Origin of the sequence: Vibrio sp. 10N.222.54.A3 (assembly GCF_041474095.1) — a bacterium.
Classification (GTDB): Bacteria; Pseudomonadota; Gammaproteobacteria; order Enterobacterales; family Vibrionaceae; genus Vibrio; species Vibrio crassostreae_C.
The window spans coordinates 1-26470 of the sequence record NZ_JBFRTN010000081.1; the positions used below are offsets into that span (position 1 = coordinate 1).

The 26470-nt window shown below is 45.7% G+C and carries 19 protein-coding genes; 7 read left to right on the forward strand and 12 right to left on the reverse strand.

The window, feature by feature from the left end; all coding sequences use genetic code 11:
• Positions 1 to 64 precede the first annotated feature (64 nt).
• From pheT to AB4507_RS17255, 7 genes are all read right to left on the reverse strand, one after another.
• Positions 65 to 2452 (reverse strand): phenylalanine--tRNA ligase subunit beta, encoded by a 2388-nt coding sequence (gene pheT, locus AB4507_RS17225; RefSeq protein ID WP_372183019.1) that lies wholly within the window; start codon positions 2450 to 2452, stop codon positions 65 to 67.
• A gap of 18 nt (positions 2453 to 2470) precedes the next feature.
• Positions 2471 to 3454, reverse strand: a complete 984-nt coding sequence (gene pheS, locus AB4507_RS17230; RefSeq protein WP_004734764.1) for a phenylalanine--tRNA ligase subunit alpha — start codon at positions 3452 to 3454, stop codon at positions 2471 to 2473.
• 217 nt (positions 3455 to 3671) lie between these two features.
• Complete coding sequence (locus AB4507_RS17235; RefSeq protein ID WP_029235308.1) at positions 3672 to 4781, reverse strand: GGDEF domain-containing protein; 1110 nt, start codon at positions 4779 to 4781, stop codon at positions 3672 to 3674.
• Positions 4782 to 4983: 202 nt separating this feature from the next.
• A complete protein-coding gene (locus AB4507_RS17240; protein ID WP_017060449.1) occupies positions 4984 to 6192 on the reverse strand; it encodes a hypothetical protein in 1209 nt (402 codons plus the stop codon).
• Positions 6193 to 6201: 9 nt separating this feature from the next.
• Positions 6202 to 7008 (reverse strand): outer membrane lipoprotein-sorting protein, encoded by an 807-nt coding sequence (locus tag AB4507_RS17245; protein ID WP_372183020.1) that lies wholly within the window; start codon positions 7006 to 7008, stop codon positions 6202 to 6204.
• 44 nt (positions 7009 to 7052) lie between these two features.
• Positions 7053 to 9515, reverse strand: coding sequence for an RND family transporter (locus tag AB4507_RS17250; protein WP_241823402.1), 2463 nt, complete (start codon positions 9513 to 9515; stop codon positions 7053 to 7055).
• 171 nt (positions 9516 to 9686) lie between these two features.
• The gene (locus tag AB4507_RS17255; RefSeq protein ID WP_004741595.1) at positions 9687 to 10472 is read right to left on the reverse strand and encodes a TetR/AcrR family transcriptional regulator; all 786 of its coding nucleotides are present in this window, start codon (positions 10470 to 10472) and stop codon (positions 9687 to 9689) included.
• Between the two features lie 528 nt (positions 10473 to 11000).
• On the opposite strand from AB4507_RS17255, the gene AB4507_RS17260 reads away from it, so the two are divergent.
• Positions 11001 to 11786 (forward strand): hypothetical protein, encoded by a 786-nt coding sequence (locus tag AB4507_RS17260; protein WP_136982501.1) that lies wholly within the window; start codon positions 11001 to 11003, stop codon positions 11784 to 11786.
• Positions 11707 to 12489, forward strand: a complete 783-nt coding sequence (locus tag AB4507_RS17265) for a hypothetical protein (RefSeq protein ID WP_017067728.1) — start codon at positions 11707 to 11709, stop codon at positions 12487 to 12489. Before AB4507_RS17260 ends, AB4507_RS17265 begins: the two co-directional genes overlap by 80 nt.
• A 155-nt stretch (positions 12490 to 12644) precedes the next feature.
• Here the strand turns inward: AB4507_RS17265 and AB4507_RS17270 are convergent, their stop codons facing one another.
• From AB4507_RS17270 to AB4507_RS17280, 3 genes are all read right to left on the reverse strand, one after another.
• The gene (locus tag AB4507_RS17270; RefSeq protein ID WP_017070879.1) at positions 12645 to 13139 is read right to left on the reverse strand and encodes an outer membrane beta-barrel protein; all 495 of its coding nucleotides are present in this window, start codon (positions 13137 to 13139) and stop codon (positions 12645 to 12647) included.
• Positions 13140 to 13282: 143 nt separating this feature from the next.
• Positions 13283 to 17326: an ATP-dependent RNA helicase HrpA gene (gene hrpA / locus AB4507_RS17275; protein WP_372183021.1), complete on the reverse strand. Its 4044-nt coding sequence runs from the start codon at positions 17324 to 17326 to the stop codon at positions 13283 to 13285.
• A gap of 198 nt (positions 17327 to 17524) precedes the next feature.
• The gene (locus AB4507_RS17280; protein ID WP_017070881.1) at positions 17525 to 18853 is read right to left on the reverse strand and encodes a MipA/OmpV family protein; all 1329 of its coding nucleotides are present in this window, start codon (positions 18851 to 18853) and stop codon (positions 17525 to 17527) included.
• 80 nt (positions 18854 to 18933) lie between these two features.
• Here AB4507_RS17280 and AB4507_RS17285 point away from each other — a divergent pair, with 80 nt between their 5' ends.
• The 3 genes from AB4507_RS17285 to AB4507_RS17295 all read left to right on the forward strand — a co-directional run bounded on the left by AB4507_RS17285 (position 18934) and on the right by AB4507_RS17295 (position 22158).
• Positions 18934 to 19479 (forward strand): hypothetical protein, encoded by a 546-nt coding sequence (locus tag AB4507_RS17285; RefSeq protein ID WP_372183022.1) that lies wholly within the window; start codon positions 18934 to 18936, stop codon positions 19477 to 19479.
• A gap of 24 nt (positions 19480 to 19503) precedes the next feature.
• Positions 19504 to 21531, forward strand: coding sequence for an alkaline phosphatase family protein (locus tag AB4507_RS17290; protein ID WP_372051705.1), 2028 nt, complete (start codon positions 19504 to 19506; stop codon positions 21529 to 21531).
• A gap of 177 nt (positions 21532 to 21708) precedes the next feature.
• Positions 21709 to 22158: a TerB family tellurite resistance protein gene (locus tag AB4507_RS17295; protein ID WP_102394440.1), complete on the forward strand. Its 450-nt coding sequence runs from the start codon at positions 21709 to 21711 to the stop codon at positions 22156 to 22158.
• A gap of 33 nt (positions 22159 to 22191) precedes the next feature.
• Here the strand turns inward: AB4507_RS17295 and AB4507_RS17300 are convergent, their stop codons facing one another.
• Entirely contained in the window at positions 22192 to 22629 is a 438-nt protein-coding gene (locus AB4507_RS17300) for a hypothetical protein (protein WP_050621982.1), read from the reverse strand.
• Positions 22630 to 22634: 5 nt separating this feature from the next.
• Complete coding sequence (locus tag AB4507_RS17305) at positions 22635 to 23339, reverse strand: helix-turn-helix domain-containing protein (RefSeq protein ID WP_372090690.1); 705 nt, start codon at positions 23337 to 23339, stop codon at positions 22635 to 22637.
• 837 nt (positions 23340 to 24176) lie between these two features.
• Between AB4507_RS17305 and AB4507_RS17310 the strand changes: the two genes are divergently transcribed.
• A complete protein-coding gene (locus AB4507_RS17310; protein ID WP_016784558.1) occupies positions 24177 to 24698 on the forward strand; it encodes a hypothetical protein in 522 nt (173 codons plus the stop codon).
• Between the two features lie 11 nt (positions 24699 to 24709).
• The gene (locus tag AB4507_RS17315) at positions 24710 to 26395 is read left to right on the forward strand and encodes an LruC domain-containing protein (protein ID WP_372183023.1); all 1686 of its coding nucleotides are present in this window, start codon (positions 24710 to 24712) and stop codon (positions 26393 to 26395) included.
• Positions 26396 to 26470 lie beyond the last annotated feature (75 nt).

The following is a 26470-nucleotide window of genomic DNA, read 5'->3' on the forward strand; positions in this document are numbered from 1 at the left end:
CGGCGCACCAACAAAAAAGGCCTCGCAATTGCGAGGCCTTTGGTTTTCTATCTATCAGAAGAGATTAGTCGCGAAGTGCTGCGCCGAATTTCTCTGAGATTGAAGCTACGATAGCATCTACTGAACCAGCGATGTCTGCATCTTCAAGTGTGCGCTCTACAGACTGTAGGCTAAGTGCGATAGCTAGGCTCTTCTTACCTTCTTCAACGCCTTGACCAACGTATACGTCGAACAGTTTAGCGCCTGTTAGGAATTCACCACCAGCTGCGATACACGCTTCTACGATGTCGCCAGAAGCAACTGCTTCGTCAACAACAACGGCGATATCACGACGGTTTGCAGGGAACTTAGATACAGCTACTGCTTCTGGAAGCACGCGAGTGTTGATAGCTGCCCATTCGATTTCGAATACGATAGTGCGGCCGTTAAGACCAAACTTACGCTCTAGTTCTGGGTGAACAGTACCAATGATACCCACTTCTTTGCCGTCTACTACGATAGCCGCAGTTTGACCTGGGTGAAGTGCTGGGTGCTTCGCAGCTTTGAAGCTGTATGCGATTTCGTTTGCAGAAAGCTCAAGAACGGCTTCTAGATCACCTTTAAGATCGAAGAAATCTACAGTGTTAGTTGCAATGTCCCAGTGCTCTTCGCCACGAGTACCAGAGATAACGCCCGCAAGCATCATTTCTTGGCGCATGCCGTTTTCAGCCGTTGCTTCAGGGATGAAACGTAGGCCTGATTCGAATAGACGAACGCGAGACTGTTGACGCTTCTGGTTGTGAACAACTGTGTTTAGAAGACCTTGGATTAGGCCAAGACGCATTGCTGACATATCCGCAGAGATTGGGAATGGCAGGATTAGCGGCTCAACACCAGGTACAACAAGTTTTTGCTGCTCTGGTTCTACGAAGCTGTATGTGATTGCTTCGTGGTAGCCACGGTCTACAAGAAGGTCACGAACGCGCTTAAGCGGTTGGTTAGCTTCTTTGTGGTCATTCATTTTAAGTGCCGCTTTAGGCGCTTGGTTTGGAATGTTATCGTAACCGTAGATACGACCTACTTCTTCAATTAGGTCTTGCTCGATTGCGATATCAAAACGCCAAGATGGAGACGTTGCCGTCCAACCAGCGTCAGTCGTTTCAACGTTACAACCTAGGCGAGTAAGAATTTCCACTACGTCTGTAGATGGGATTTCGTGACCTAGTAGGCTGTCTAGCTTAGCGCGACGTAGAGCAACTACGTTTGCTTTAGGAAGATCAGCTTCAGATTCGCTGCCGTTTACTGGCGCAACTTCACCACCGCAGATTTCAACTAGAAGCTGTGTTGCACGCTCCATTGCTGCTGCTTGTAGTGTTGAATCAACACCACGTTCGAAACGTAGAGAAGAATCTGTGTGTAGGCCGTAAGCACGTGCGCGACCACGGATGTGATCAGGTGCGAAGAATGCTGCTTCTAGAAGTACGTCTGTAGTTTCAGTTGTTACACCAGACTCTTCACCACCAAAGATACCAGCGATTGCTAGTGCTTTGTTGTGGTCAGCGATAACAAGCGTGTTGCTGTTTAGTTCAGCTTCGTTGCCATCTAGAAGTGTTAGTTTTTCGCCCTGCTCTGCTAGACGAACCACGATGCCACCTTCGATCTTAGCTAGATCAAATGCGTGCATAGGTTGGCCTTGCTCTAGCATCACGTAGTTTGTGATGTCTACCACTGGGTCGATTGAACGGATACCACAACGACGCAGTTTTTCTTGCATCCAGATTGGTGTTTCCGCTTTCACGTTTACGTTCTTAACCACACGGCCAAGGTAACGTGGACAAGCATCAGTTGCTTTAATTTCAACAGATACTGTGTCTTCAATGCTTGTTGCAACAGCTTCTACTGCTGGCTCTGTAACGTCTGCGCGGTTTAGTACGCCAACTTCACGAGCAAGGCCACGGATGCTGAAGCAGTCTGCGCGGTTAGCTGTTAGGTCTACGTCGATAGTTACGTCGTTAAGCTCAAGAAGCTCACGTACGTCCATACCTAGCGTTGTGCCTTCTGGCAGCTCAAGGATGCCGTCAGACTCTACGTCGATACCTAGCTCAGAGAAAGAACAAAGCATGCCGTGCGATGGAACGCCACGTAGTTTTGCTTTCTTGATTTTGAAGTTACCAGGCAGTACTGCGCCAACTGTTGCTACTGCTACAGTTAGGCCAAGACGACAGTTAGATGCACCACATACGATGTCTAACAGCTCTTCTTCGCCGATATCAATTTTAGTTACTTGTAGTTTGTCTGCGTCTGGGTGCTGACCGCACTCAACCACTTTACCTACTTTAACGCCGGTGAATTCACCAGCAACAGGTTCTACATCGTCAACTTCCAAACCAGCCATAGTGATTTGGTGAGCTAGCTCTTCGCTGTTAATTGCAGGTTTAACCCACTCGCGTAGCCAAGATTCACTGAATTTCATAGTTTCGACTGCCCCGGATTACTTGAATTGTTTAAGGAAACGAAGGTCGTTCTCGAAGAACGCACGAAGGTCATTTACGCCGTAACGAAGCATCGTTAGACGCTCTACACCCATACCGAATGCAAAACCAGAGTATTTCTCAGGGTCGATGCCAACAGAGCGAAGTACGTTAGGGTGAACCATGCCACAGCCTAGAACTTCTAGCCATTTGCCATCTTTACGTTTCACGTCAACTTCAGCTGAAGGCTCTGTGAACGGGAAGAATGAAGGACGGAAACGCACTTCAACTTCTTCTTCAAAGAAGTTACAAAGGAAATCGTTAAGAATGCCTTTAAGTTGTGCGAAGTTTACGTTCTCATCAACTAACATACCTTCCACTTGGTGGAACATTGGCGTGTGAGTTTGATCGTAGTCGTTACGGTAAACACGACCCGGAGCAATGAAGCGGAATGGCGGTTTGCCGTTTTCCATCGTACGGATTTGAACACCAGAAGTGTGCGTACGTAGCATTAGATCAGGGTTGAAGAAGAAAGTATCGTGATCAGTACGAGCTGGGTGATCGTCTGCGATGTTTAGTGCATCAAAGTTGTGGAATGCATCTTCGATCTCAGGGCCAGACTCAGTGCTAAAGCCAAGCTCACCAAAGAACTGTTCGATACGCTCAACAGTGCGAGTAACTGGGTGAAGACCACCGTTCTCAATGCGACGACCTGGTAGGCTCACATCGATAGTTTCTTCAGCTAGTTTCGCTTCAAGCTCTGCACGTTGTAGTGCGTCTTTGCGAGCTGCGATCGCTTGTTGAACAGCACCTTTCGCTTTGTTGATCTCTTGACCAGCAGTGCGACGCTCTTCAGGTGGAAGTTTACCTAGGCTTTGTAGTTGAAGAGTTAGTTCACCCTTCTTACCTAAATACTGAACTCGCACTTCATCAAGTGCGACTAACGAATCTGCTGTATCAATAGCAGTCGTTGCATTAGCAATGATCTCTTCTAGATGTTGCATCATTTCCTCATCTACCAGTTGGTAGTGTCCGTATCGGATGATTAGTTTTTTAGATAGCTACACATAGTAATCAAACACGCAACCAATGCCAAATTGAATCGCTAAAAGAACAAGTTATTGCCTAAAAACACGGCAAATTTAACAGGATATTAATGAGGAGTAGGAAGAAGTGGAACAATTACAGGTTCCACTTCTTAATTTGGAAATGACCTGAAGGCTAGATCTGAATAGAACAAACGCTGTTCTTCCCTGCGTTTTTTGCTAAATAGACGGACTCATCCGCCGCTTTAATCAATTCGTTCATGGTTTCGAATTCTTGGGTCATTTCAGCGACACCGACACTAATACTGCCAATCCAAACTTGATGACTGGTTTCAACCTCTAATTCAGACACTTTCTGTCGAGCGGTTTCCGCGATGTACATCCCACCTTTAAGGTCGGTGTTTGGGCAAATAACCAAGAACTCATCGCCACCTAACCGGCAAACAATATCATCATTACGGAACGTGTTTTTCAGTTCACGCGAGAGGGTTTGTAGCACCAAGTCGCCTGCATCATGGCCGCTGGTGTCATTAATGCGCTTGAAGTGGTCGGCATCAATCATAATACACACTAAAGGCATGCCCAGTTCTTTGGAGTCTTGCCAATGCAGCGCTAACTGTTTAAAAGCACTACGACGGTTATGCAAATTAGTAAGAGAGTCGGTTAATGACAGTTCTTCAAGTCTCTTATTCGCTCGTTTTAATTCTGCCGTACGTTCCTCAACTTTATCTTCGAGTAACTGGTTGAAGCGTAACAACTGTTTGTTTCGTTCAGAGACTTGTTCAAACAGGCCGTTAAGCGCAGCCAACAGCGGGACAGTCGCAGAATCTTGCTGCTTTTCTTCCGCTTCAAAGGCTTGCAGAGGTGTCGCGCCCTCTTCTATCGCGGTCATTTGTCGCGCCATGTTTTGGTCGATGCCGAGGATGTGGTAAGCAAGCCAGTGGATCAATAAATCAAGTAACTGCCGTGCTGACGACTGATCTTCTTCCATGATGAAAGCTTGCATACTGTAGATATCTTGCATAAATACACGATGCACTTTGATATGCTCTTCAATGTGTCGCTCATACACACCGCAATCTCTCATCAAAGATTCTTCTTCTTTAAAGTGAAATTCGGCATAGCATGTGAGATCGAGTAAAGCGACGTTTATGTCGTCGATAGAGATAGTGTTCTCTGACAACAGATTTCCGTAGTGGTTGATAATACCAACAAGATATTGATGCTGTTCATCTACAACACCAATGCCTGTTTCAAAGTTTTTATCCCAATTAAATGAATTCATAAATCCCTTAAGGCCGATACCACCAGCACGATTTACATGCATATTCGGAGGTTATAGATACTGAAAAAATATAACCATTTTACCTGTAGGTTTATTCGATTGTTTGATCCATTTTATAAAAAGAAGATATTGAACACTCTAAATATAACTCATCTTAAATTTGAGACGCCCCTCTTAACAAGAACGCCTCATAAAGCTAACACTAGAAATAATATTCCAACGCCATCTCAACAAAATCATCCTTACGTGCGAAGAACAACAAGTCTTCTGGGGTTTCGTTCTCAAACAACCAAGCATTCAGTCGCCACTTGAGATTGTTGTTAATACGGCTCGATGCCTCTAGCTTGGCACTGTAGACATCACTGTTATCTAAGTCTTGAGTGATACCAGTAAGCACTTCGGTGCCGTCTTCATCGTTCAAAGCGAAACGGGCGCCAAGGAACACATCATTTTGGCCGATGGTTTGGGCATTGTTGCCTCGGCTGTCATACAGGTATTCAGCGATGAAGCCGATGTCCCAGTACGATTCAAGCGCCCCTACCCAAGTGTATTCAAAGCCTGTCGCCACGCCGGTATGGTTGTCGTAGCTGTCGCGATAAATGCTTTCCAGCTTCCATAACCAGTCACCGATAATGCCTTGAACATCCAATCCGAAGTGTTGCATTTGGGCGTAGTATGGCTTGAGTTGATTGCCTTCCACACGGTAATAAGGGTCGCGGTTTGTGCCGCCTAAGTAGCTTAAACCGACATCCCAATCACCGTACATTTGGCTGTAACGCAATGCCACATCAACGTGTTTTTCTTCTCGTGAAGATTCGTAAAGCGCATCGTCCGATACTGGCACGGTTGGCCTTAATCGACCGTCTTCGCCTGCGAAGGTACGCTCACGAAAATACGGCAGTAACATGGCGTCTATGGTGCCCCACTCTTTTATCGAGGTGAAGTGCACCATAGGCTGACCTAACTTGGATTCGCCATCGACCGATTCAATGGCATCGGTCTGGTTTACCACATCCACTAAATGCGCCGATTCGGTTACGCCCCAAAATACCTTTCCAACACCCGCTCGCAGTTCGTAATCATCCCAATAGGTTAAATACAAGGCTTCGCGAATATCACCATGAGTTCGTTCATCGTCTTCACTGTCTAGGCGATAAAACGGGGTGAAGGTAATGCTGCCGTTGCCCTCTTGTTGCTCCCAGTAAAACTCTGGCTGCAACACCAGTGAGCTTTGTCCTTTGTCTTGCCCTTGTAAGCCGTCGCTAAAGAACTGCCTATGTTCAAGGTTAACCTGCCCTGCGATATCAGGACTAAAGCCTGCCGCCACACAAGGCAACGACACCTGCATAAGCCCGACGGTCGCCGCCAAGGTTAAGGATAATTGGGTTCCTGTTGCCACAATCCTTTTCATATTCCTGCCTTATTTCGCACGTTTTAGTGTGTTCTTTTGGAAATCCTTGTCTTTAAGACCGGTCTGGAACACTAAATCTGTCGTGGTTAATACGGTGCTTTTGCCTGTTTGATGGTTTTGCATCGCCATGGTGTGTGCGCGCCAGTATTGGTTTAGGTACTGTTTGTAATCTTGGAACGATAGAGTTTTAAGCAGTGCGCCTTTGCGGTCGTAAAACTCGACTTTCATTGGGCGGTAGTGCTGTTGGTCTAGCCATACCTTTTGCATGGTGTAGCCTGAGTTTTTATCGGTCGGTACTTGCTCTAAAACAAAGGTGTCTACGCCTTCCAGTTTCGCGTCTTCAATGTAGTTGAAGGTGTACTTTTCAAGTTCAAACGAGCTTAAGTCCTCATACGCAAATTCACTGCCCATAAACGGGCCAGATTTGTTGCGTGAAGAGATGCGTTTTACACGCTTGAGTGCAGGAAGATACAACCACTGGTCATCGGATTTGGTGATGTGCGAATGGTTTAGGAAAGCCGTGCCTTTTACGTCGCGTGGTTCATCAAAAATGGTTAAGCCTTTGTCGCCATCGTCATCGACTTCCAAAGATTTCAATCGCATCAGACGTGTACTGCTTTCGCCCTGTTTGTTGCGAAGTAGCATTTCCATGGTTGCGACAGAATCGCCCCACCCGACATCGGCGGCTTTGCGTTGTTCGGCAATTTCTAAGCCTTTCGCTGGGTCTGCTAATACTGGGAAAGCGGCGAATGTGCTCAGTGCCAACGAGCTAACAGTAAGTAATGTAGTAGCGAATGTTTGTTTAACGCTTTTCATAAATTTCTCCTTGAGTCAGCCCACCGCAGCAGGCCGACGTTTCCTTATTTGGTCGAAGTAGTCAGTTCGGCTGTCGATCTAGGCTGCGACTTGGTATCTGGCTTTGATTCGTGCTGAGTTTTAGCTGAATAGTGGGTCTGTTTGTCGAAGATCATCAGCAAGCTAGGCAGCAAGATGAAATCGACCACCAGCGCAATGAAAATCACAATCGCGCTGAGTAAGCCCATGTCGGAGTTGAGTCTGAAGCTCGACATCGCCAGTACAGAGAAACCGGCCACTAGCACAACAGTGGTGATCCACAAAGCGCGACCTACGGTGTGGAAAGCGTATCGAACCGCTTCTTCTGCTGATTTCCCTTCGATTCTTGCGCGCTGGTATTTACTCAAGAAGTGCACCGCATCATCAACCACGATACCCAACGTGAGCGTGACCACGACTGACAAACCGAGGTTGATTTCACCTGAGATAAGCGCCCATAAACCAAAGCCAATGATCGCAGGCGCAATGTTGGGCACTAGGCTGATCATGCCTAAGCGAACCGAGCGCAATGCAAAGATCATCAAGCCAGAGATAAGCACTAGGGTGATAGGCAAAGTTGATAGCATGCTCGCCATGTTGGTTTCGCCAATATGAGCAAACATCAGTGACGGGCTCGAAGCCACCACTTCATATTGCGGTGCATTGGCTGCAAACCATGAGTAAATGCGCTCTTCGAGTTCGACTAGCTCAACGCTGCCAAGGTTATCGACGGTGAGTACCATTTTGATCGATGATTTATCGACGTTGATCTGGTTGTTCAAGTCCAAGCCGTACGGCAGAGACATTTCGTAAAGCAGCAGATATTGCGCGGCAAGTTCACGGTTCAGCGGTAGCTTGTAGTAGCTGTCGTCGTCGGCATGCATATTCTTGTTCAAACGCATATAAACATCAGAAAGCGTTGCCACATGGTCAGTTTCTGGTTGAACACGTAGCCACTTAGTAAAGTCACCAATTGCTTGCAAGAACACAGGATCAGCAATCGCTTGAGACTCGTTAGTTTTCACTGCGATACTGAGGGTTGTCATGCCGCTTACGGTCTCTTCCATGAAGTCAGCCGCTTGTCTGAATTCACTTGAGGTATCGAAATACTTCACCGATTCATCGTTGACTTTGTTGAGCGGAATTAACGCGGCAGCGCCAACAATCACTAGCGTAGAAATCGGCAGCAGTGCTTTACGGTTAGTTACGACAAAATCGCCCAGCTTATCCATGAAGGTGACTTTGTCTGCCGCCTTAGGGTTGGCAGGTAGACGTTTGACTGGCAGCAGTTTTAGCAACGCTGGCAACATAGTCACAGACAAGAAGCACGCAATAAGTACACCCAGTGCCGATAAGTTACCGAAATCACGCAGCACTGGTGAGTCCGACATGTTCATCATCAGGAAACCAATCGCAGTGGTCACCGAGGTAATCAGAATCGGCATCGCATTGAGCTTGATGCTGTATTGAATGGCTTGTGCTTTCTCCATACCGCGCTGCATCGCTTGTCTCATGGTCACAATCACGTGAACACAATCAGCCACCGCCAAAGTTAAAACCAAGGTTGGCACATTCACGGTTGCGGTACTCAAGAACATCCCTGCCCAACCAGACAATCCCATGGTGGCAACAATCGAAGAGATGATCACAATGAGCGTCGCCACCACACTAAAGAACGAGCGCAGCATAAAGGTCAGGAACACCAGTACCACCAACAGCATTAAGGGAACGAGCGTTGAGCTGTCTTCTTGAGCCGAAGTCATAAATGCGTTGTTCATGGCTATGATGCCCGCTTTATGGAATTCGACATTAGGATACTGAGCTTGGTACTTGCCGATCATGGTATTGATTGCCGCAATCACCTCTTGCACTTCTGCGGTTTTGTCCACTTCTGGCAGTTGCACGGTGACGTTCACAATCGTCACATCGCCAGAGGCCGACACCAAGGCATTCTTAAGCAACGGCTCGTTAAGGGCGATCTGTTTTACTTTGGCGATGCGTTCTGGTGTGTGTTCGTACTCTTCATACAGCAAGTCTTCTACCAAAAGATCATCTTCAATGGCTTCGGTGTGCTGATAATTAGCAAGGGAATCGACACGGCTTGAATACGGGATCTGCCACGCATCAACCGTGAGATTTTGAATCAGGGTGAGAGTTTCAGGGGTGAAGACATTGCCATCTTCAGGTGCGACAACAATCGCAAGGTTGTCGGTTTTTGCAAAGGTGGTTTGGATTTCATCGAACGCCATCAACTGCTTGTTGGTGCCTTCGAAGAAGATGTTGTAGTCCCCTCTAAAGTAGAGGTTCTTAGCCCCTAATGCAGAGAGAATGATGATTGAAAACACCACCAGCAGAACGATAAACGAACGCTTGGTAGGTATTGAGTGCCAACTGTTTAGATCTGTGTTTGCGCTATCGGCATTAGGGTTATCTCGGTTTTGCTGATCGAACGTGGGCTTCTGGCTGTCATGTTTCATCACAGTCTCCATTTGTGACGATTCGTCATATTTGTGTCATAAAAAGCCAGCCGAAGCTGACAAAAGACACAATGCTTAGTCAAACACTCAAGAAAACAGCAACCACAGTCGGTCAGCCTCAAGTTTGTGACGAATCGTCAAAAATGGTTATTAATAAACCCACATATGTGGGCTTAACGGAAGCTATCGACCTACAGACTCTAAGTAAGCGATCTCTTCACTGAACAGTTCTTGTTCTACACGACGCCAAGTTTTGCGGTAATCCCAGTCACTAGAAAGGGGCTGCCAATTGAGGCCGTCTAGAATCATGTTCGCGTTGTGTAATACTGAATACGGGTCTTGTAACCGCTTAATACAATGACTGTTTGATGCATTCTGTGACAAAGCATTTGAACCAAATGCGATTGACCAGTTAGCAAAAACGATGGCATCTGAGCCAACGCCAGAAGAGAACTTTAGGTCACCCGCTTCTACCGCTTGGTTAACCATAGAGTCGCATTGTTCAATCACCAACTCTTCCAGTTCATTCATCTCGGCGACGCGTGCACTAGACGCTTTCTCTAGTACCCACGGGCTTTTAGCCATGATCGCACAGGTTGATAGTACCGGTTCCATGCGAGCATAGATTCGGTAAGCAACGTGCAATGCGACGATCTTTTCACGTGTGTTGCCTTCAAACTCTCCAGAGCGAGCAAACATCATTGCTTCTGTCTTGAGAGAGTGAATACATAACGCTAAAACGACGTCTTCTTTGCTGCAAAAGTGATTGTATATCGTACCTTTAGAATAAGAGCTCGCTGCCGTTAGCTTGTCCATCGTGAGGTTTCCGAACCCTTGTTCTCGAACCAGATCTTTTGCTAACAACATCAACTCTACTTCTCGGTCTGCAATAGACTGCTGCTTTTTAGACAACACGCCTTTGCAACCAAAGATACCTTGTTTATCGCCTTTACAACCAAAGCCAAACATAATTTTTTAGTCCGTATATGAGCTTAGCCGTTATCTAAGCTTCGCCAGTATTTAAAACACTCCTATCCAATATATTAACACGAATAGTAAATTCATGTAGTTAACCATTTTGTGACGCTTCGTCATAATAGCGCAAGTATTGATCATATCAAGGGGTTTTATAAATTAAATACATTTTGTGAATGGAAAGAGAATAAATGGGATATAGCTAAGAAAATCATCAATAGTTGACCTAAAGAGAAGACTTTAAAAAAAGACCTGTATTGTGACCAACAGAATGTGGACGCGAATTGGGCATTCTTAACCTAACAAAGAATGTAGGCACTTTAAGCTGCTATGCGTATTCATGCCCAATGATTCCTAGCTTAAACCACAAGAATGAATGACTGTAGGCTTACTTTATGGGGCAGACGTCTCCTTATGGTCAATATTTGGCTTACTAATGCCGTTTTCTGTTAAGTTGCTATAAATTCGGTAAGGGGTGACTTACAATAGTGACAACGACTTACCTTTTTTGAGAACACGATATTGAGCGCCAAATATTCTTATTTAGCTTGGCAAGTGAATACTTCTAGCCCTGCAGAAAAGCTGGTTTTATTGATGCTTGCAGACGGTGCTGACGAATTCGGCTACACCAATGTGTGCCTACAAACAGCAGGTCAACTTTGTGCTCTCTCTACGTTTGGTTTAGCCGACTGTCTTAAGTGTTTAGTCGACCAAGGTTTTCTCGATAAGGTAAAAGTAGATTATCGGGATAAAAAAGAGATTCACGTTTTCAAAATGCTCATTGAGCAAGAGCAAACTGCGGCGCACGTTGAGGTTCAACCGACCAATAGTATTCCGGTCTACTCTACGGCACCTGCACCTGCACCTGCACCTGCACCTGCACCTAAGTTTCAGCCTGCTCCGGCACCAATGCAACATATGCAGCAGGCCCCTCGCCCACAAGGTCGAGGCTCAATGAACAGCAACACCGTCTCTACTCATGATCTCAACGAAGAAGAGATACCATCATGGGCAGAACGTGCGTTTAAATTCTCCGGTTTGACCGGTGACCATAGTTTAGTATGGAAGAAATTTGTCCTCTGGTATAAAGCCAAAGCCAATGAATTAATGCCATTATCTCGGATTGAATCCAAGCTGCAGTACTGGCTAGTTAACGAGAAGCAAAATGAAAGACAACAACAGCAGAAGACCTCTCAATATTCAGGAAATGCAGGACAAGCTCAAGGAAATGGGTATAGACAAAAGCTTAGCCCATCTGAACGCTTCAGGCAGCAGCTCATTCAAAAAGGCAAAAAGCCAACCTTCTGAGCCAGCTCAACCTGTTGTACCTGACGCTACAGGTCCATTAGTACCTGAAGTGATTGAAGCGCAAAGTACCGAAGTGAAAGTAGCGGCTGCACAAGCTGCGGATTCTGGTGCGTCTCAACAAGTACCTGTTGTTGATCAAGATCCTGCAGAGCTGGAACTAACCGATTGGTGTATTCACGTGTTCGGCTCTTTCTTGAGCGTGTACGAAACGCAGTGGGAATATCAGTACGGTAGTGAGCCAAGCGGTAAGTTCATTGAGTTTGCCAACTCTGTTGATTCAGACGGCCTTAACCGCGTTTTAATGCACTGCCACGAACGTATTCAGCTTGGCAACAGCTGGCCGCCGCAAATGGGTGAGCTGTGGATCCTGAAAGATTCTTTAACTGAAGAAGAGTTGCTGGATAGCCGTATCCGTGTGTTGTCTCGCACCGCTGCCAACAAAATTGAAAAATGGCTGATTCAGAACAAACTGTATGACTTGAAGCGTACGGCTGAAAACAAGCTGGATGGTCTGTTTAAGAAGTACTACTTGGAAGCAAAACGTTTAGATGAGAAAGGCATGCTGGAAACGGAGTTGCCAGAATTCCTTCTTGCCGCTAACTCTGTAAAGAACCTGAACGATTTAAAACGTGAAGAGTACGAAAGTAAACACGGTAAAGCGATTAACCCAAGAATTCAGCGTATTCTGAACAGTAAAAAATAACCATCCGCTTGCTATCTGTTATAAGAAAATAGAGTAGCGATTACACGGTTAACAGATACAAAAATGCCAGCTATCAAGCTGGCATTTTTTACGAATTCTTACGAACTCTACAAATATCCGTGACCAACGGTACGTCTGTCACTGACTGCAAGTAATTACAGTAGGTGGATAGTTGCGTTTAGCGTGAATACGCCAGAGTCGTCATCTTTCATTTTGAAGTTTTGGTAGCTAGCGCCTACAGATAGTGGACCAAAGATGAAGTATTCAGCGCCTACAGCGTACATTACGTCTACATCGTCTTGCTTGAAGTTATCGCCTTTCACTTCGTATGAGTGAAGACCACCCTTCGCGTATACGTGAAGAGGACCGAAGTCGATGCTTGGTTTGATCGCTAGGTAAGCAGTGCTTACGTCAACACCTTGTTTAGCACGGTTGCCGTAGCTAACGTTGTCGAAAGAACCTAGATCCCAGTAACCCGCTTCAACACCGATTAGTGGAAGGATACCTGTACCTACGTGGATGCCCACCGCGTTTTCATCTTCACCAGCGAATGAGTTTTGACCACCCATTACACCGCCGTACAACCAAGAATCAGCCATTGCTGTTGAAGATGCACCTAGTAGTGCTAGTGCCAATAACGTTTTTTTCATATTCGACCTTTTTCGTCCTAGTGGCAGGCCTTGAGTGGTAATAAATTGCCACCAAGTCGCCCTGTATGTAATAACTATTCAATTAGTAATGCAATAAGCAAGATTTATACCCAAACCTTGCCATTGCGTCTAGCTTTATTCCTTTAGCAAGCATCAATCGCGTTTTTAACACGCTTATCTGATACTGGGTAAGGCGTACCGAGCTGCTGTGCGAAGAAGCTTACACGAAGCTCTTCTATCATCCAACGCACCTCTTTTACATTTTCTGGAACCGCGATCCCTTTTGGAATTTTATTCAGCAGTTCTTTGTAATCATTCATTACTGACTCAACTTTGATCATGTGAAGACGATCTTTGTTCGGGTCAATTGGCAGTTTTTCCATGCGGCGTTCAATCGCTCTCATATAGCGTAGAATATCCGGCAAGCGTTTCCACCCACATTCTGTGGCAAAACCCTTAAAAATCAAACCTTCTACTTGAGCTTTTATGTCAGAAAGTGCGAATGCCATAGAAAGATCCACGCGTCCTTTCAGCTTTTTACTGATGCTGAATGCCGTGGTTAGGATGGTTTCAACCTGTTGAGCAATCTCTACTACGGCATCACCCAGCTCTGCACGTACGTGTTCTTTCAGAGCTTCAAACTGCTCTGGTTCCCAAACCAAACCGCCCTTCTCTTCAATCAGCTTATCAATACCACAAGCGATACAGTCATCGATAAGATCGAGTACCTGTCCGTATGGGTTGAAGTACAAGCCAAGTTTCGATTTGTTCGGCAGGTTCGAGTGCAAGTATTTGATCGGTGATGGCACGTTCAACAAGATTAAACGACGCTGACCCGATTTCATTGCCGAGATTTGCTCTTGCTCGGTTTCGAACAGTTTGATCTCTACGCTGTCTTTGGTATCCACCAGCGCAGGGAAGGCTTTAACATCGTAGCCACCACGTTTCTGTTGGTAGACTTTTGGTAATTCACCAAAGCTCCACGTGTGCAGGTTCTGCTGCTCGATATCGTCGTCTGCCACTTTAGAAAGCGTTTCTTGAACCTTGTCTTTCAGGCTCTCTTTCAACTCATGCAGATCTTTCTGTTCTTTCAGCTTACGCTTGCGATGATCTACAGCGCGGAATGTTACCTTTAAGTGCTCTGGAATCTGGTCTAACTTCCAGTCATCACGTACCACTTCCACACCCGTCATGCGGCGCAGCTCTTTCTCAAGAGAATCCAGTAACGGTGCTTCAAGCGGTGTCACACGTGCCAAGAATGCATCTGCGTAGTTTGGCGCAGGTACAAAGTTACGGCGTAGCGTTTTAGGTAACGACTTAATCAAGCTAATTACTAGCTCTTGACGTAGACCCGGGATCTGCCAATCAAAACCGTTCTGGTCGATCTGGTTCAAGATAGGCAGCGGAATGTGTACCGTTACACCATCGTTATCGTCGCCCGGCTCAAATTGGTAGCTCAGTTTCAACTTAATACCGTTTTGGTGCCAGAAGTTCGGGTAATCCAGATCGGTAACGTGGCTAGCATCACCGCGGAACAGCATCGATTTTTCAAAGTTAAGCAGCTCAGGGGTTTTCTGACTGGTCTTCTTCCACCATGTATCAAAGTGACGGCCAGAAACCGCCTCTTCACCAACACGCTGGTCATAGAAATCGAACAGTTCATCATCGTCGATCAAGATGTCACGACGACGCGATTTATGCTCTAGCTCTTCGACTTCTTGTAGAAGCTTACGGTTCTGCTTGAAGAAAGCGTGTTTGGTTTCCCACTCACCTTCTACTAATGCACTACGTACAAACAACTCACGGCTGACGGTTGCATCAATCGCGCCGTAGTTCACAAGGCGCTTAGGTACGATTGGGATTCCGTAAAGCATCACTTTTTCGTGTGCCATTACCGCTGCTTGTTTCTTCGACCAATGTGGTTCGCTGTAACTGCGTTTAATCAGGTGTTTCGCTAGCGGTTCAATCCATTCAGGTTGAATCTTCGCGATAACACGGCCCCAAAGTTTTGAGGTTTCTACCAGCTCCGCAGACATGATCCACTTAGGCTGTTTCTTAAATAGGCCAGACGCAGGGAAGATGTGGAAGCGTGCATTACGTGCACCTTGATACTCATTCTTCTCTTGGTCTTTCATACCGATGTGCGAAAGCAGACCTGATAGCAGTGACATGTGAATGCCATCGTAGCTGCCCGGTTCTGTATTCAACTTAGTATCTAGCTCACGCATTGCTTGGTGAATTTGGAAGTACACATCTTGCCATTCACGGATACGTAAATAGTTGAGGTAATCTTGCTTACACTGTTTGCGGAACTGGTTACTCGACAATGCTTTTTGCTGCTGCTTGATGTAATCCCATAAGTTCACAAACGTGATGAAGTCAGACTCTTTATCGAAGAAACGCTTGTGCTTGTCATCAGACGATTGTTGCTTATCTGATGGACGCTCACGCGGATCTTGAATCGACAACGCAGACGCGATCACCATCACTTCGTGTAGGCATCGGTTACGTGGCGCTTCAATTACCATACGCGCTAAACGTGGATCGATAGGCAGTTTTGCCAGCTTACGACCAATCGCGGTTAGCTTCTTCTTGTCGTCGCCGTGGTTCTTGTTTTTGTTCGCTGACGGTTCAACGGTGGCGATCGCACCAAGCTCTTCAAGCAGCCTTACACCGTCTTGAATGTTGCGCTTATCGGGCGCTTCAACAAATGGGAACGCTTGAATATCGCCTAGGCCTAGCGCTGTCATCTGAAGGATAACCGATGCTAGGTTAGTACGAAGAATCTCTGGGTCAGTAAACTCTGGGCGTGACTCGAAATCTTCCTCAGAGTACAAACGAATACAGATACCTTCTGCAACACGACCACAACGACCTTTACGCTGGTTTGCACTCGCTTGAGACACTGGCTCAATCGGTAGACGTTGTACTTTAGTACGATAGCTGTAGCGGCTAATACGCGCCGTACCCGGGTCGATAACATACTTGATGCCCGGAACGGTTAACGAGGTTTCTGCCACGTTGGTTGCCAGAACGATGCGTCGACCAGTATGAGACTGAAAGATACGGTTCTGCTCACCCGCCGATAGACGCGCGTAAAGCGGGACAATTTCGGTATCACGAAGGTTACGTTTACTTAATGCATCTGCGGTATCACGAATTTCTCGCTCACCGTTCATGAAGATCAAGATATCGCCAAGGCCTTCATCACACAGCTCATCAACGGCTTCAAAGATGCCTTCGATTTGGTCGCGGTCTGAATCACTTTCATCACCACCTAATGGGCGGTAACGCGTATCAACTGGGTAAGTACGACCAGACACTTCAATGATCGGTGCATTGTTAAAGTGCTTAGAGAAACGCTCTGGATCGATGGTTGCCGACGTGATGATCACTTTCAGATCAGGACGCTTTGGCAGTAACTCTTTCAGGTAACCCATGATGAAATCGATGTTCAGGCTACGTTCGTGCGCTTCATCGATAATGATGGTGTCGTACTGATTTAAGAAACGGTCGTGTTGAATCTCCGCCAGTAGAATACCGTCGGTCATCAGTTTGATTTGGGTATTGTCAGAAATCTGGTCGTTGAATCGAACCTTATAACCAACGAACTCACCCAGCTGTGTTTCCATCTCTTCAGCAATACGGTTCGCAACCGAACGCGCCGCAAGACGACGGGGCTGAGTGTGACCAATTAAGCCAAAGCGGCCGCGGCCAAGCTCAGAACAGATTTTTGGTAGCTGAGTGGTTTTACCCGAACCCGTTTCACCCGCCACGATAACCACTTGGTTTTCAGCGATGGCTTTCGCGATGTCTTCGCGCTTTTGGCTAACCGGGAGAATTTCTGGGTATTCAATCGTTGGTTTCTGTGCCGCGCGCTGAGTTGCCGTCATCATTGACTTAGCAATGTCTAACGCAATCTCATCAAAGACAGCGTGCTTAGCTTGTTCGTTCTTAATTTTACTCGCACCAGCAATTCGCTTACTCAAACGGAAGCGATCGCGCATCATACATTCGTTGAGCGCTTTACGAAGAGAGGCTGGGCTATTCTGAGATGATTTGTTGTTTTTCGCTGATTGTTCAGCAGATTTTTTCGATGCAGCTTGGTTTGGTTTCGCTTTGCTCTGTGAAGAACTTGGCTGTGCTGCATTCTTGTTGTTATCTGCTTTTTCCGGAGACGAAGTCAAAGCGTGTCCTATTCTTGTACTTATTAAACTCGCGCGATTATATCACAAGTCTCAAACAAAAAAGCCTGACAGCAAAGGGAAAACCTTTAGCTATCAGGCTGATTAATCTCGCTAACACTCGCAGGAGCTATGAAAGCGCGGTCAAATGTAATTCGTACTTAGTCAACTCTGGTTTAAAGCTAACGTTAAAAACTGCGCTTAAAACTCATATTGGAAGTAGACCGTGTTGTAGTTACTGCCGCCTTTGATACGACCATACTGAGAGGATTTTTCAAAGATCGCAGAACGATGATGCAATGAATAACCGAACCATAAGTTGTTCAAGTCATTCTTACCAATCAAGTCGCCAACGTTGACATCGAATGAGAAGTCTAAGTAGTTCAATAGATGGCTTGCGGTGTAACCTTTACGGTCCATCTCAGAGCCTTCGATATAGGTAATCGAATCGATGTAAGACATACCTTCTGCCACACCAACACGCCACTGAGTTGGCCAATCAAAGGTGTAGTACGCCTTGATTGCGATAATGTATTCGGTGCTGCTCGATTGAACGTCTGAACTCCAGTGGTGCGCAATACCTGGGGTTAAATAGATATCCAGTGGCAAACCGAAGATCTCATCGGTTAACGGGTGTCCATAGAAGAACGAGGTCAACTGGTTGTTGTATTCGTCTTTCTCTCGATTGAACTTCATGATGTCGCCAATATTGGATGGCGTTCCCCAGCCGTGTGCGACACGTAAGTACGGCGCATTGCTCAGTTTAGGTTTTGGCGCTTTCTCTTTGTCGTTAAAGAAACCAAAGCCAAGGTACAATTCCCCCTGATAACGGTCTTCAACAATCGAAGAATCGTAAGCGTTATCGTCCAATCGAGTCACACTGGTTGAACCCAATAAGTACAAGTTAGAAACCACATGGTAACGCGTTTCAACACCAACATTTAAGTCAACACCAGCACCAATGGTTTCATTAGATGCGGAGTAATACTCACTGTTGAAATCAGCACTTTTATAACGCAGCGTCGCGCTCGGGTAAAACTCCCAATCTCCAGTTTCATACTTGGCTTTAGCTCGTAAGTTACCGTGGAAGTTGTATTCACTGTCGCTCATTAACTCCGTCTCGACAGACCAAGAATCATCAAGTTGGTAGGTCAGTTGAGCACCAAAGTCCGCCGTATCGCCTTCAATCGCGTTCTGCTCAGATGCAGGAATATCAATAAAGCGCATGCGAGAGATAGCATTGAAAGACCACTTCTCATCGTCAGTTTGATAGAGGTATGCCCCCATCTCAGTACCGTCAATAAACACATAATCGTTCTTGAAAAACAGCATCGGTACGAATGAGCTAACCGATTGGTCGCCACCAGACGTGTCATAAGGGATGCTTGCTGTACGGAACATTGCAGCGATGCCCCACTCTTGCTCTTCAGCGGCCCACGCATTAGCACTTACGAAAATGCCACTTAGGAAAGCGCTACCTAGTAAAACCAATCCAGATGAAGGAAGAGTCGGTAAATATTTGAGCTTCATTCTTGTGTAATTACTCTTTGAAAAAATATTGTGTTACTGATTAGACATTTATTAACCATGACGGCTAACTATTTTTAGGTTTGCTCGGCATTGACCGTTACAATGTAGAATATTCTCGGTTAAATGAAAGTATTGTGAAAGTCTCCGAATTACAAAACATTATAGATCACTTACCCAAAGATTCCGATCCAGATATTGTTATGGGTGAGGCGTGGTTGCCTGAGCGTTTGGTGGATACCAACCTAGACGGTGACATGCTATTTCTTGAATTCGATAATGCCCCTGAAGACAATCAAGGGGATGAAGAAGGCCGTGGCTTTGTTGAGCACGAGATTGCTATGATTCGAGAAAAGCTCGAACTGTTATTAGACGAGCCTTCCGATACCAAGACCAAAGCCGATGCCCTTTTGGCAATATTTCTAATGGGCCATGAACTTTCTAGCTCAGAAGTTATCGAAGTTCTTGAATCAACAGAATCTGAAATGGCAGAGCCTGAGATTGCAGAGCCTGAGATTGCAGAGTTTAAAACAACAGAATCTGACTCAGTAGAACTTGAAGCATCAACGCTTGAAACCACAAAGCCAGACACAAATAAGATCGAAACAAAAGAACACCACGACGACTAGCCACCAACGATTTTAGGTACCGTATTGAAACCCTCTACGACATCATCTCTTCCCCTGTTACTCGCCGGACCCATTTTAAGAAAAACCACCGCGACTGAAGTGGTACTTTGGTTAGCCACCAGCTCGCCTCTTACAGGCAGAGCCGAGCTTCATACTCAAGAAATAGACGATTCTGAAGCAGCACAAGACCAGCCGTTTTATACCTCATCGCTTGAAGAACATGATTCGATTCAAATCGGTACACATGCGTGGATAACGCTAATTCGCTTACAAGGTGAGTTTCCGACTAATACGCTGCTTGAATATGACATTCACACAGAGTCAGGTTCACTAAAAGAGCTCGCCCCTCACCTTGTTTACAACGGTAAATCTCGCGTTGAGTTTAAGATATCGACCTCAGCTGATTACATTCTTCATGGCTCTTGCCGCAACCCGCATCATCCAAGCAAAGACAGCCTAGTTGCAGCCGATAACAAGATGGCCGATCAAACCGTCGCTGAAAGACCCGACATGCTGATGATGAGCGGCGATCAGATCTACGCCGACCATGTGGCAGGCCCAACACTTGATGCTATTCAACAAGTGATTCACCTGCTTGGCCTTGTAGGCGAAAGCTTACCGACTGACTCGCAAATTAAACAAATCAACAACAGTGACGCTCTGTATAACAGTGAATACCACTTATACCAGCGTCATCACTATTTGCCGCACCACACAGCTTCAGAATCGATGATCGATAAGTTATTCCCGAACCGTGGCGTGCCGATTTTTAGCTCTACCGATTGTGAAAACCACTTGGTCACGCTGTCTGAGTTTATCGCGATGTACTTATTGGTTTGGTCTCCGACACTGTGGCAATGCGTCAATCGAGAGCGTTTAATTGAGAATAACTTCACTCAAGGTGGACGCCAATTAACACCGACTGAGCAGCAACAATGGCGTGATGAAAGCGTCATCATGGATGATTTCATTGCTGGCTTACCGCAAGTGCAACGTCTGTTCGCGCATATTCCAACGTACATGATCTTCGATGATCACGATGTGACGGATGATTGGAACCTTACCGTGGGTTGGGAGCATGCCGTCGACCAAAACCAGTTCGCGACCCAAGTCATTGGTAACGGCCTTGCGGCTTACTGGATGTGTCAAGGTTGGGGTAACAAACCGGAGAGCTTCGACGAAACGTTCATCGAGCAAGCAAAACAGCTTTTTGTCGCTCAACCGCTCATTACTAAACAACCGCGCATTAGTAAACAAACTCATAATGAAGCCGGCAATGCAGCGACTACTCACTCTATTGGCAACATCGAGCCAGACAAGCATCAAGCCTTTATTGAGATGCTGAGTCGCTTTGAAGAGTGGCATTACACAATAGATACCTCACCCAAAGTCATTGTGTTGGATACTCGTACGCGTCGTTGGCGTTCAGAGTCACGCATGAACAAGCCTTCAGGTTTAATGGACTGGGAAGCCTTGATTGAGTTTCAACATCAGTTAATGAATCAAGATAAAGTGGTGATCGTTTCTGCTGCACCGATGTTTGGCGTGAAGTTTATTGAAACACTGCAAAAGATGGCGACCACAATCGGCAAGCCATTAGTGATTGACGCTGAAAACTGGATGGCACATCCGGGCAGTGCTAATACGCTGATTAGCATCTTTACCCATACCAAAACACCGACCAACTTCGTGGTACTTTCTGGCGATGTTCACTACTCCTTCGCTTATGACATCAAGCTTAGGTATCGTCGCAACAGCCCGAACATCTATCAAATCACCTGCAGTGGTATTAAAAATCAGTTCCCTGCTCCGCTGCTTAAATTCTGCGATGTATGGGACCGCCTGTTATACAGCCCTCGCTCAGTTTTGAACTACTTCACTAAGCGTAAACGCTTGAAGATCGAAAAGCGAAGCCCTGATAATCAGACCTTCTATCGCCTTTCAAACCGCAGTGCGATTGGAGAATTGAGGCTAGACACTGATGGGAAACCGCAATCGATCACGACACTCAGTGGCGACGGTAAAATTACCCGTTTCCCAGAGCCCGATTGATAAAATGCTCCTTATCGCTCGCGTATCCGTAATGTCAGTTTTTAGTAAAGACGCTTGCGATCACACTCTGTAGACCCAATAGTTATGCTTATGCTTATGCTTATGCTTATGCTTATGTTTATAGTTGATAGCTATCAGCGTTACGGAACTCGATACAAATTTTAACTGGAGCTCGTTATGTTCAATTCTCTCACATCAATGTTTAAACAATTGATTGAAGGCCAGGACCTAAGCAAAAACCAAGGCACATCACCTAATGTCGCCATTGCGAGTTTGTTGTGTGAAGTCGCGGGTGCCGACCATCAGATCAATGAATCAGAAAGAGTCGCTAAGCTACAGCTTCTGCAGCGTTTGCTGGATTTAGATGAAGAACAAGCAAAGGTACTGCTCGCGCAAGCAGAGCCGAAAGTAGAGCAATCAGTATCGCTGTATGACTTTACATCGCAACTCAGAGACCTATCTCAGCCAGTGCGAATCGACTTAATCAAAGCGATGTGGGAAGTAGCGCATGCCGACGGGGAAATTGACCCTATCGAAGATTCTGTGATCCGTAAAACAGCAGAACTGCTCTACGTCGACCACAGTGACTTTATCAAGACTAAGCTGAACGTCCTCGGTAAAAGCTAACCAAAGGTTTTCTATTCGCGTTAAGCCTCTGTATTAACGTAAACGATCGCCATGCATGATGCCTTTAAGTTCTAATGGCGCGCCTTTTTTCGTTACATAAAGGCCGCGCTGATTCGATACCAACACACTGCGCTTACCTTGGGTTTGTTGAATGTATAAGTGCTTGATATTGAATGTCTGTTTATCTTGGGCCTGCTCTTGGTCCAATTGATAAAGGTAGTAGTGATTCCCCCAGCGTAAGAACACACCAAACATTTGCTTGGTTTGGACGACATTCCCATCCATGTCGTAACCAATGTACTGCATTTTAACTCGACCATTTTCCAATCGAAGTGAGATTTTCTCCCAGCCTATCATCGGGTATTCTGCGGTGAATTTATAAGTACTTTTGGTTGCGAGCCCAGAAATTAAGCCTACATTTAGAATCACAAAAAGCGTCAACAAGATAGGCATCCAAAACTTACGATTCATATCGGCTATCCTCGCTCATCGTCATTGTCGTCATCACAAGAGAGCGATTTAAACTGATGGCTCATCTCTTTCCAGCGCCCGTTAGTCAAAGCAACGGCTTGAATGTTCTGACATCCAACGCCAATGCGATGTAGGTAGAGTGACTCAACACCGAGCTCTGACACAGTATTCAACTCGGTTAAGAGCTCTTGATCAAAATTCAAACTGTCGTGATAAACATCCATACCGCGATAGCTCGTCTTATCCATAAAAAAAGCAAACTGATAAAAAAGCATGAGAAGAAATCCGCTGACTAATATTCCTGAGATACGAGATCGATGACGCGCGACAAAATGCTGCACCTGACGCTGTTTATACGAGTCTGGTTGCTTCGTTAAGGCTGACTCACGTTCATTGTCACCACGCTCAGTACTCGAGCTCTTTGATACTAAGGGTTCTTTAAGCGCTTCAACTCGAGGCGATTCATATTGAGGTACTTCAACTTGAATAGCCGAGGTGGGTGTTGATAGGTAGCCACCAAGCTGTTGAGGTCTGCTAAAACTGTACCCTTCCTTTTGCACCGTTAAGATTTTGCAATCACACTGAAGCGAACCTAATGCTGTACGAATGTTCTTAACTGCAACATTAAGCGAACTGCCCGTCACCACCCTGCCCGGCCAACAATGCTCAAGCAAGAAGTCACGACCCACAGCTTTGGGGCTGTTCTTCACTAGGAACTCAAGAATCAAGGCTTCTGAGGGAGACAAAGTCACCCGCTTGTCCAAGTTCGAATCAATGAGTGTGTTGTTAATCATCTCGATACCCGAAGCGTCTAAGATGATTTTTTCAGGGCTACTGGCGTTCATTTCGGCGAGGTGTTCATAAATAAAAAGGTCATCAAAAAGGTGTTTGCTTGGTTATTCTAATGCCAAGCTATACATAGAAAAGAGTGGCGCGAAGTTTAACCAATAATTCAGTCAAATATAAGTTCGACGAGTAACAAGATGAAATAACGACAAGGTGAGTCAGTCACGTAAACTCACTCACCTTTAAACATAGCCAAGGTTTAACTCTAAACTTGCCATGGAATAGACAGGCCTGATCATCGCTTTTTGGTTTGGCTTCTCTTGTGCTATTTGTTTTGGGTGAACTAACGCTACCATCTAGCTCTGCCCAATCAAGGTCGAAACCTGCGATTTAATATTAATTAAAGCGCTTCTGACATTTATTAAGAATTAACATTCTTTTCATTCTGTTTGTGTTGATGTAAAAACCGATACCCACCACCTATTGAACAAGAGAAATACCAGTCAAATGTCTCTTATTACAGATTCAACTTTCCTCACTCAGCATTCGTGAAAACTGAATCCAATTCCCTATCAAATCTCATTATCAGGCCGTCATTTATTCGTTATCGTCAGATTGATTCTCTAATTGAGATGCTGATATACAATTAATTTTAAACCACATCAAAAAAATCAAATTTTTCCTTTTTTATCAACAACATAAAAACTGGCACAGTCATTGCTCTTTAAGTTTTACACGGCCTCAATTAATTACGGAAGATTATGATGATGAAATTAAAAACACTCCTCTTAACATCGGTCACATCAATGTCTCTCATCGCCTGCGGCGGTGGTGGTGGCGGGTCCGGCAGTTCTGGTGGCGGAGGTGGAGCAAGCGGCTCAACTGACAGCGCTGCGAGTCCTGCCGCAACAGCTGCCAATACGACTTTTGTTGATATTGCTGTACCGGACAGTTTTGAGTGGCGTGGAACGGCTTCGCGAACAATGAGCGTCATTGTCGTCAGTAGTTTTTCATACAAAGACGGTGAGCCGGCTCCAATTCGCGGTTCCCACATCATCAAACTATACAGCGTGACCTCAGACCAAACAGATTCTCAAGCCTTCTACTCTGGTATGTCGAACCGCGATGGTGAATTAGTGAGTGACTTTAGCATTCCAACCAACTGGGAAGGATTGGAAATCGTTGCTCAGGTGCGTGGTCAAGAGTGTAGAAGTACTGTTGACCTAGATAACGTCACTACTGATTTGCTAGTTTCTTGCGACATTGTTCTGGATTCTGACTAAGGATAGCTGCCATGAAAAATATTAAAAAATCTCTAATGGTGATGGGTTCAGTCGCTATGTGTTCTTTCTCGCAACAGACGTTTGCAGCTGCAACAGAAAACACAACAACCACTAACGGTGATGGCTCAATAACAGTGACTCAAAAGATCGATGCAAGTAGTACCTCACCACATTACATCGCGCCTTCTGGTTATGGTTTCGACATCTACAGCCGAGCAAACGAAGACTACTCTTGGCAACATAATTTAACGGTCCCTGATGGCGCACAGATTACCGCAGCGACACTCACTATTTACGCTTATGATGTTGATTCAGAAGCACACCACGGAGAAAACGGAGAATACGACAGTATCGCTGTTGACGGTTCTTTACTTACTCCCGGGTTCTTACAAGGTACCAACAATAACTGGTCGACAACCGTTTTTGACCTCCCTATCGCTTCACTTGACGACAGTCTTGTGAATGTCGACCTAGATATTGATGTGAATAACGACGGTTGGCTAACCACGCTGGATTACAGCCTTATCAGTGTTACTTATGTCACCATTGCTAATACCCCTCCTTCTACACCAACTCTAAGTCGCAGCACTGGACTCGGTGATAATGACGACTTGGTTGTGACAGTAACCGGTCCAACACCGGAAGACCCAGACGGTGATTCTGTAACTTATAGCTACCGTTGGTTTGTCGATGTAGGTCAAGGGTTCTATGTGGATGATGAGTTTGTCGGAAAAAATGACAACAGTAATGCCACGTTGCCGGCCAGTGAAACTGAAGTTGGAGAACTTTGGAAGGTTCAGGTCATCGCTATTGACCAGAATGGACTGATCAGTGAAATCGCTGAGATTGCATGGCCTTCAATTGGGGATAGTGACGGTGATGGTGTATCAGATGCAAACGACTACGCACCAAACGATCCGACAATCGCTTTCTATAGCCGAACACCAACCAGTGGATGGTACACATTAGCCTACGAAGATTTATGGCCAAATGAGGGTGACTACGATCTGAATGACTTTGTTAGCCACTACGCATTAGGTGTTTATACAAACGCGAATAACCAAATAACTCGTTTTGATTACTACGGCCAAGCTATTGCTCGTGGAGCGGCTGAAGACAATGGTTTCGCTATTTCGTTAGCAGGGCTTGAAGACACGGATGTCACTTCACTGACCAAAACATACAACGGCTCTACCGTAGCGTTAACACCAGAGGCCGGTCACTCAGGCGAGTTGGTATTTGTTGTGATTGATAGTGTCGCGGCGATGCTGCCAAGTACAAGCACTTATAGCTTTTACAACACAGAGTCGGGTGATGCACGAAGCTTAATCGATTACAGTGTCTCGCTGGTGATTGATGGTTCAATTCCTGCGCTAAGCAATACGGATTTTAACCCGTTCATTTACAAAGCCAACGCGAGAGGTAGAGAGATTCACTTGATGAACTATCCAAATACAGATGTAGCAGATACCGCAATATTCGGTGCTGGTGATGATGATACAGTAACAAGTGAAGGTGAATACTATCAAAACACGACTGGCCACCCATGGGCTCTAGATATCCCAGGCCAATGGTCTCCCCCATACGAACGTATTGATACTTGTGAAGCATATGAACATCTAACCACGTGGGCAGAGTCTGGCGGTACACTTCAAACGGACTGGTTCACATCACCGACAGGGTCGAAGGTATGGTAAGTAACTCGAGCTTGGTCATTAAAAAATGAGTTAATCTTTAGAAATACCGATAAAAATTAATCGAGTAGGAGGAGG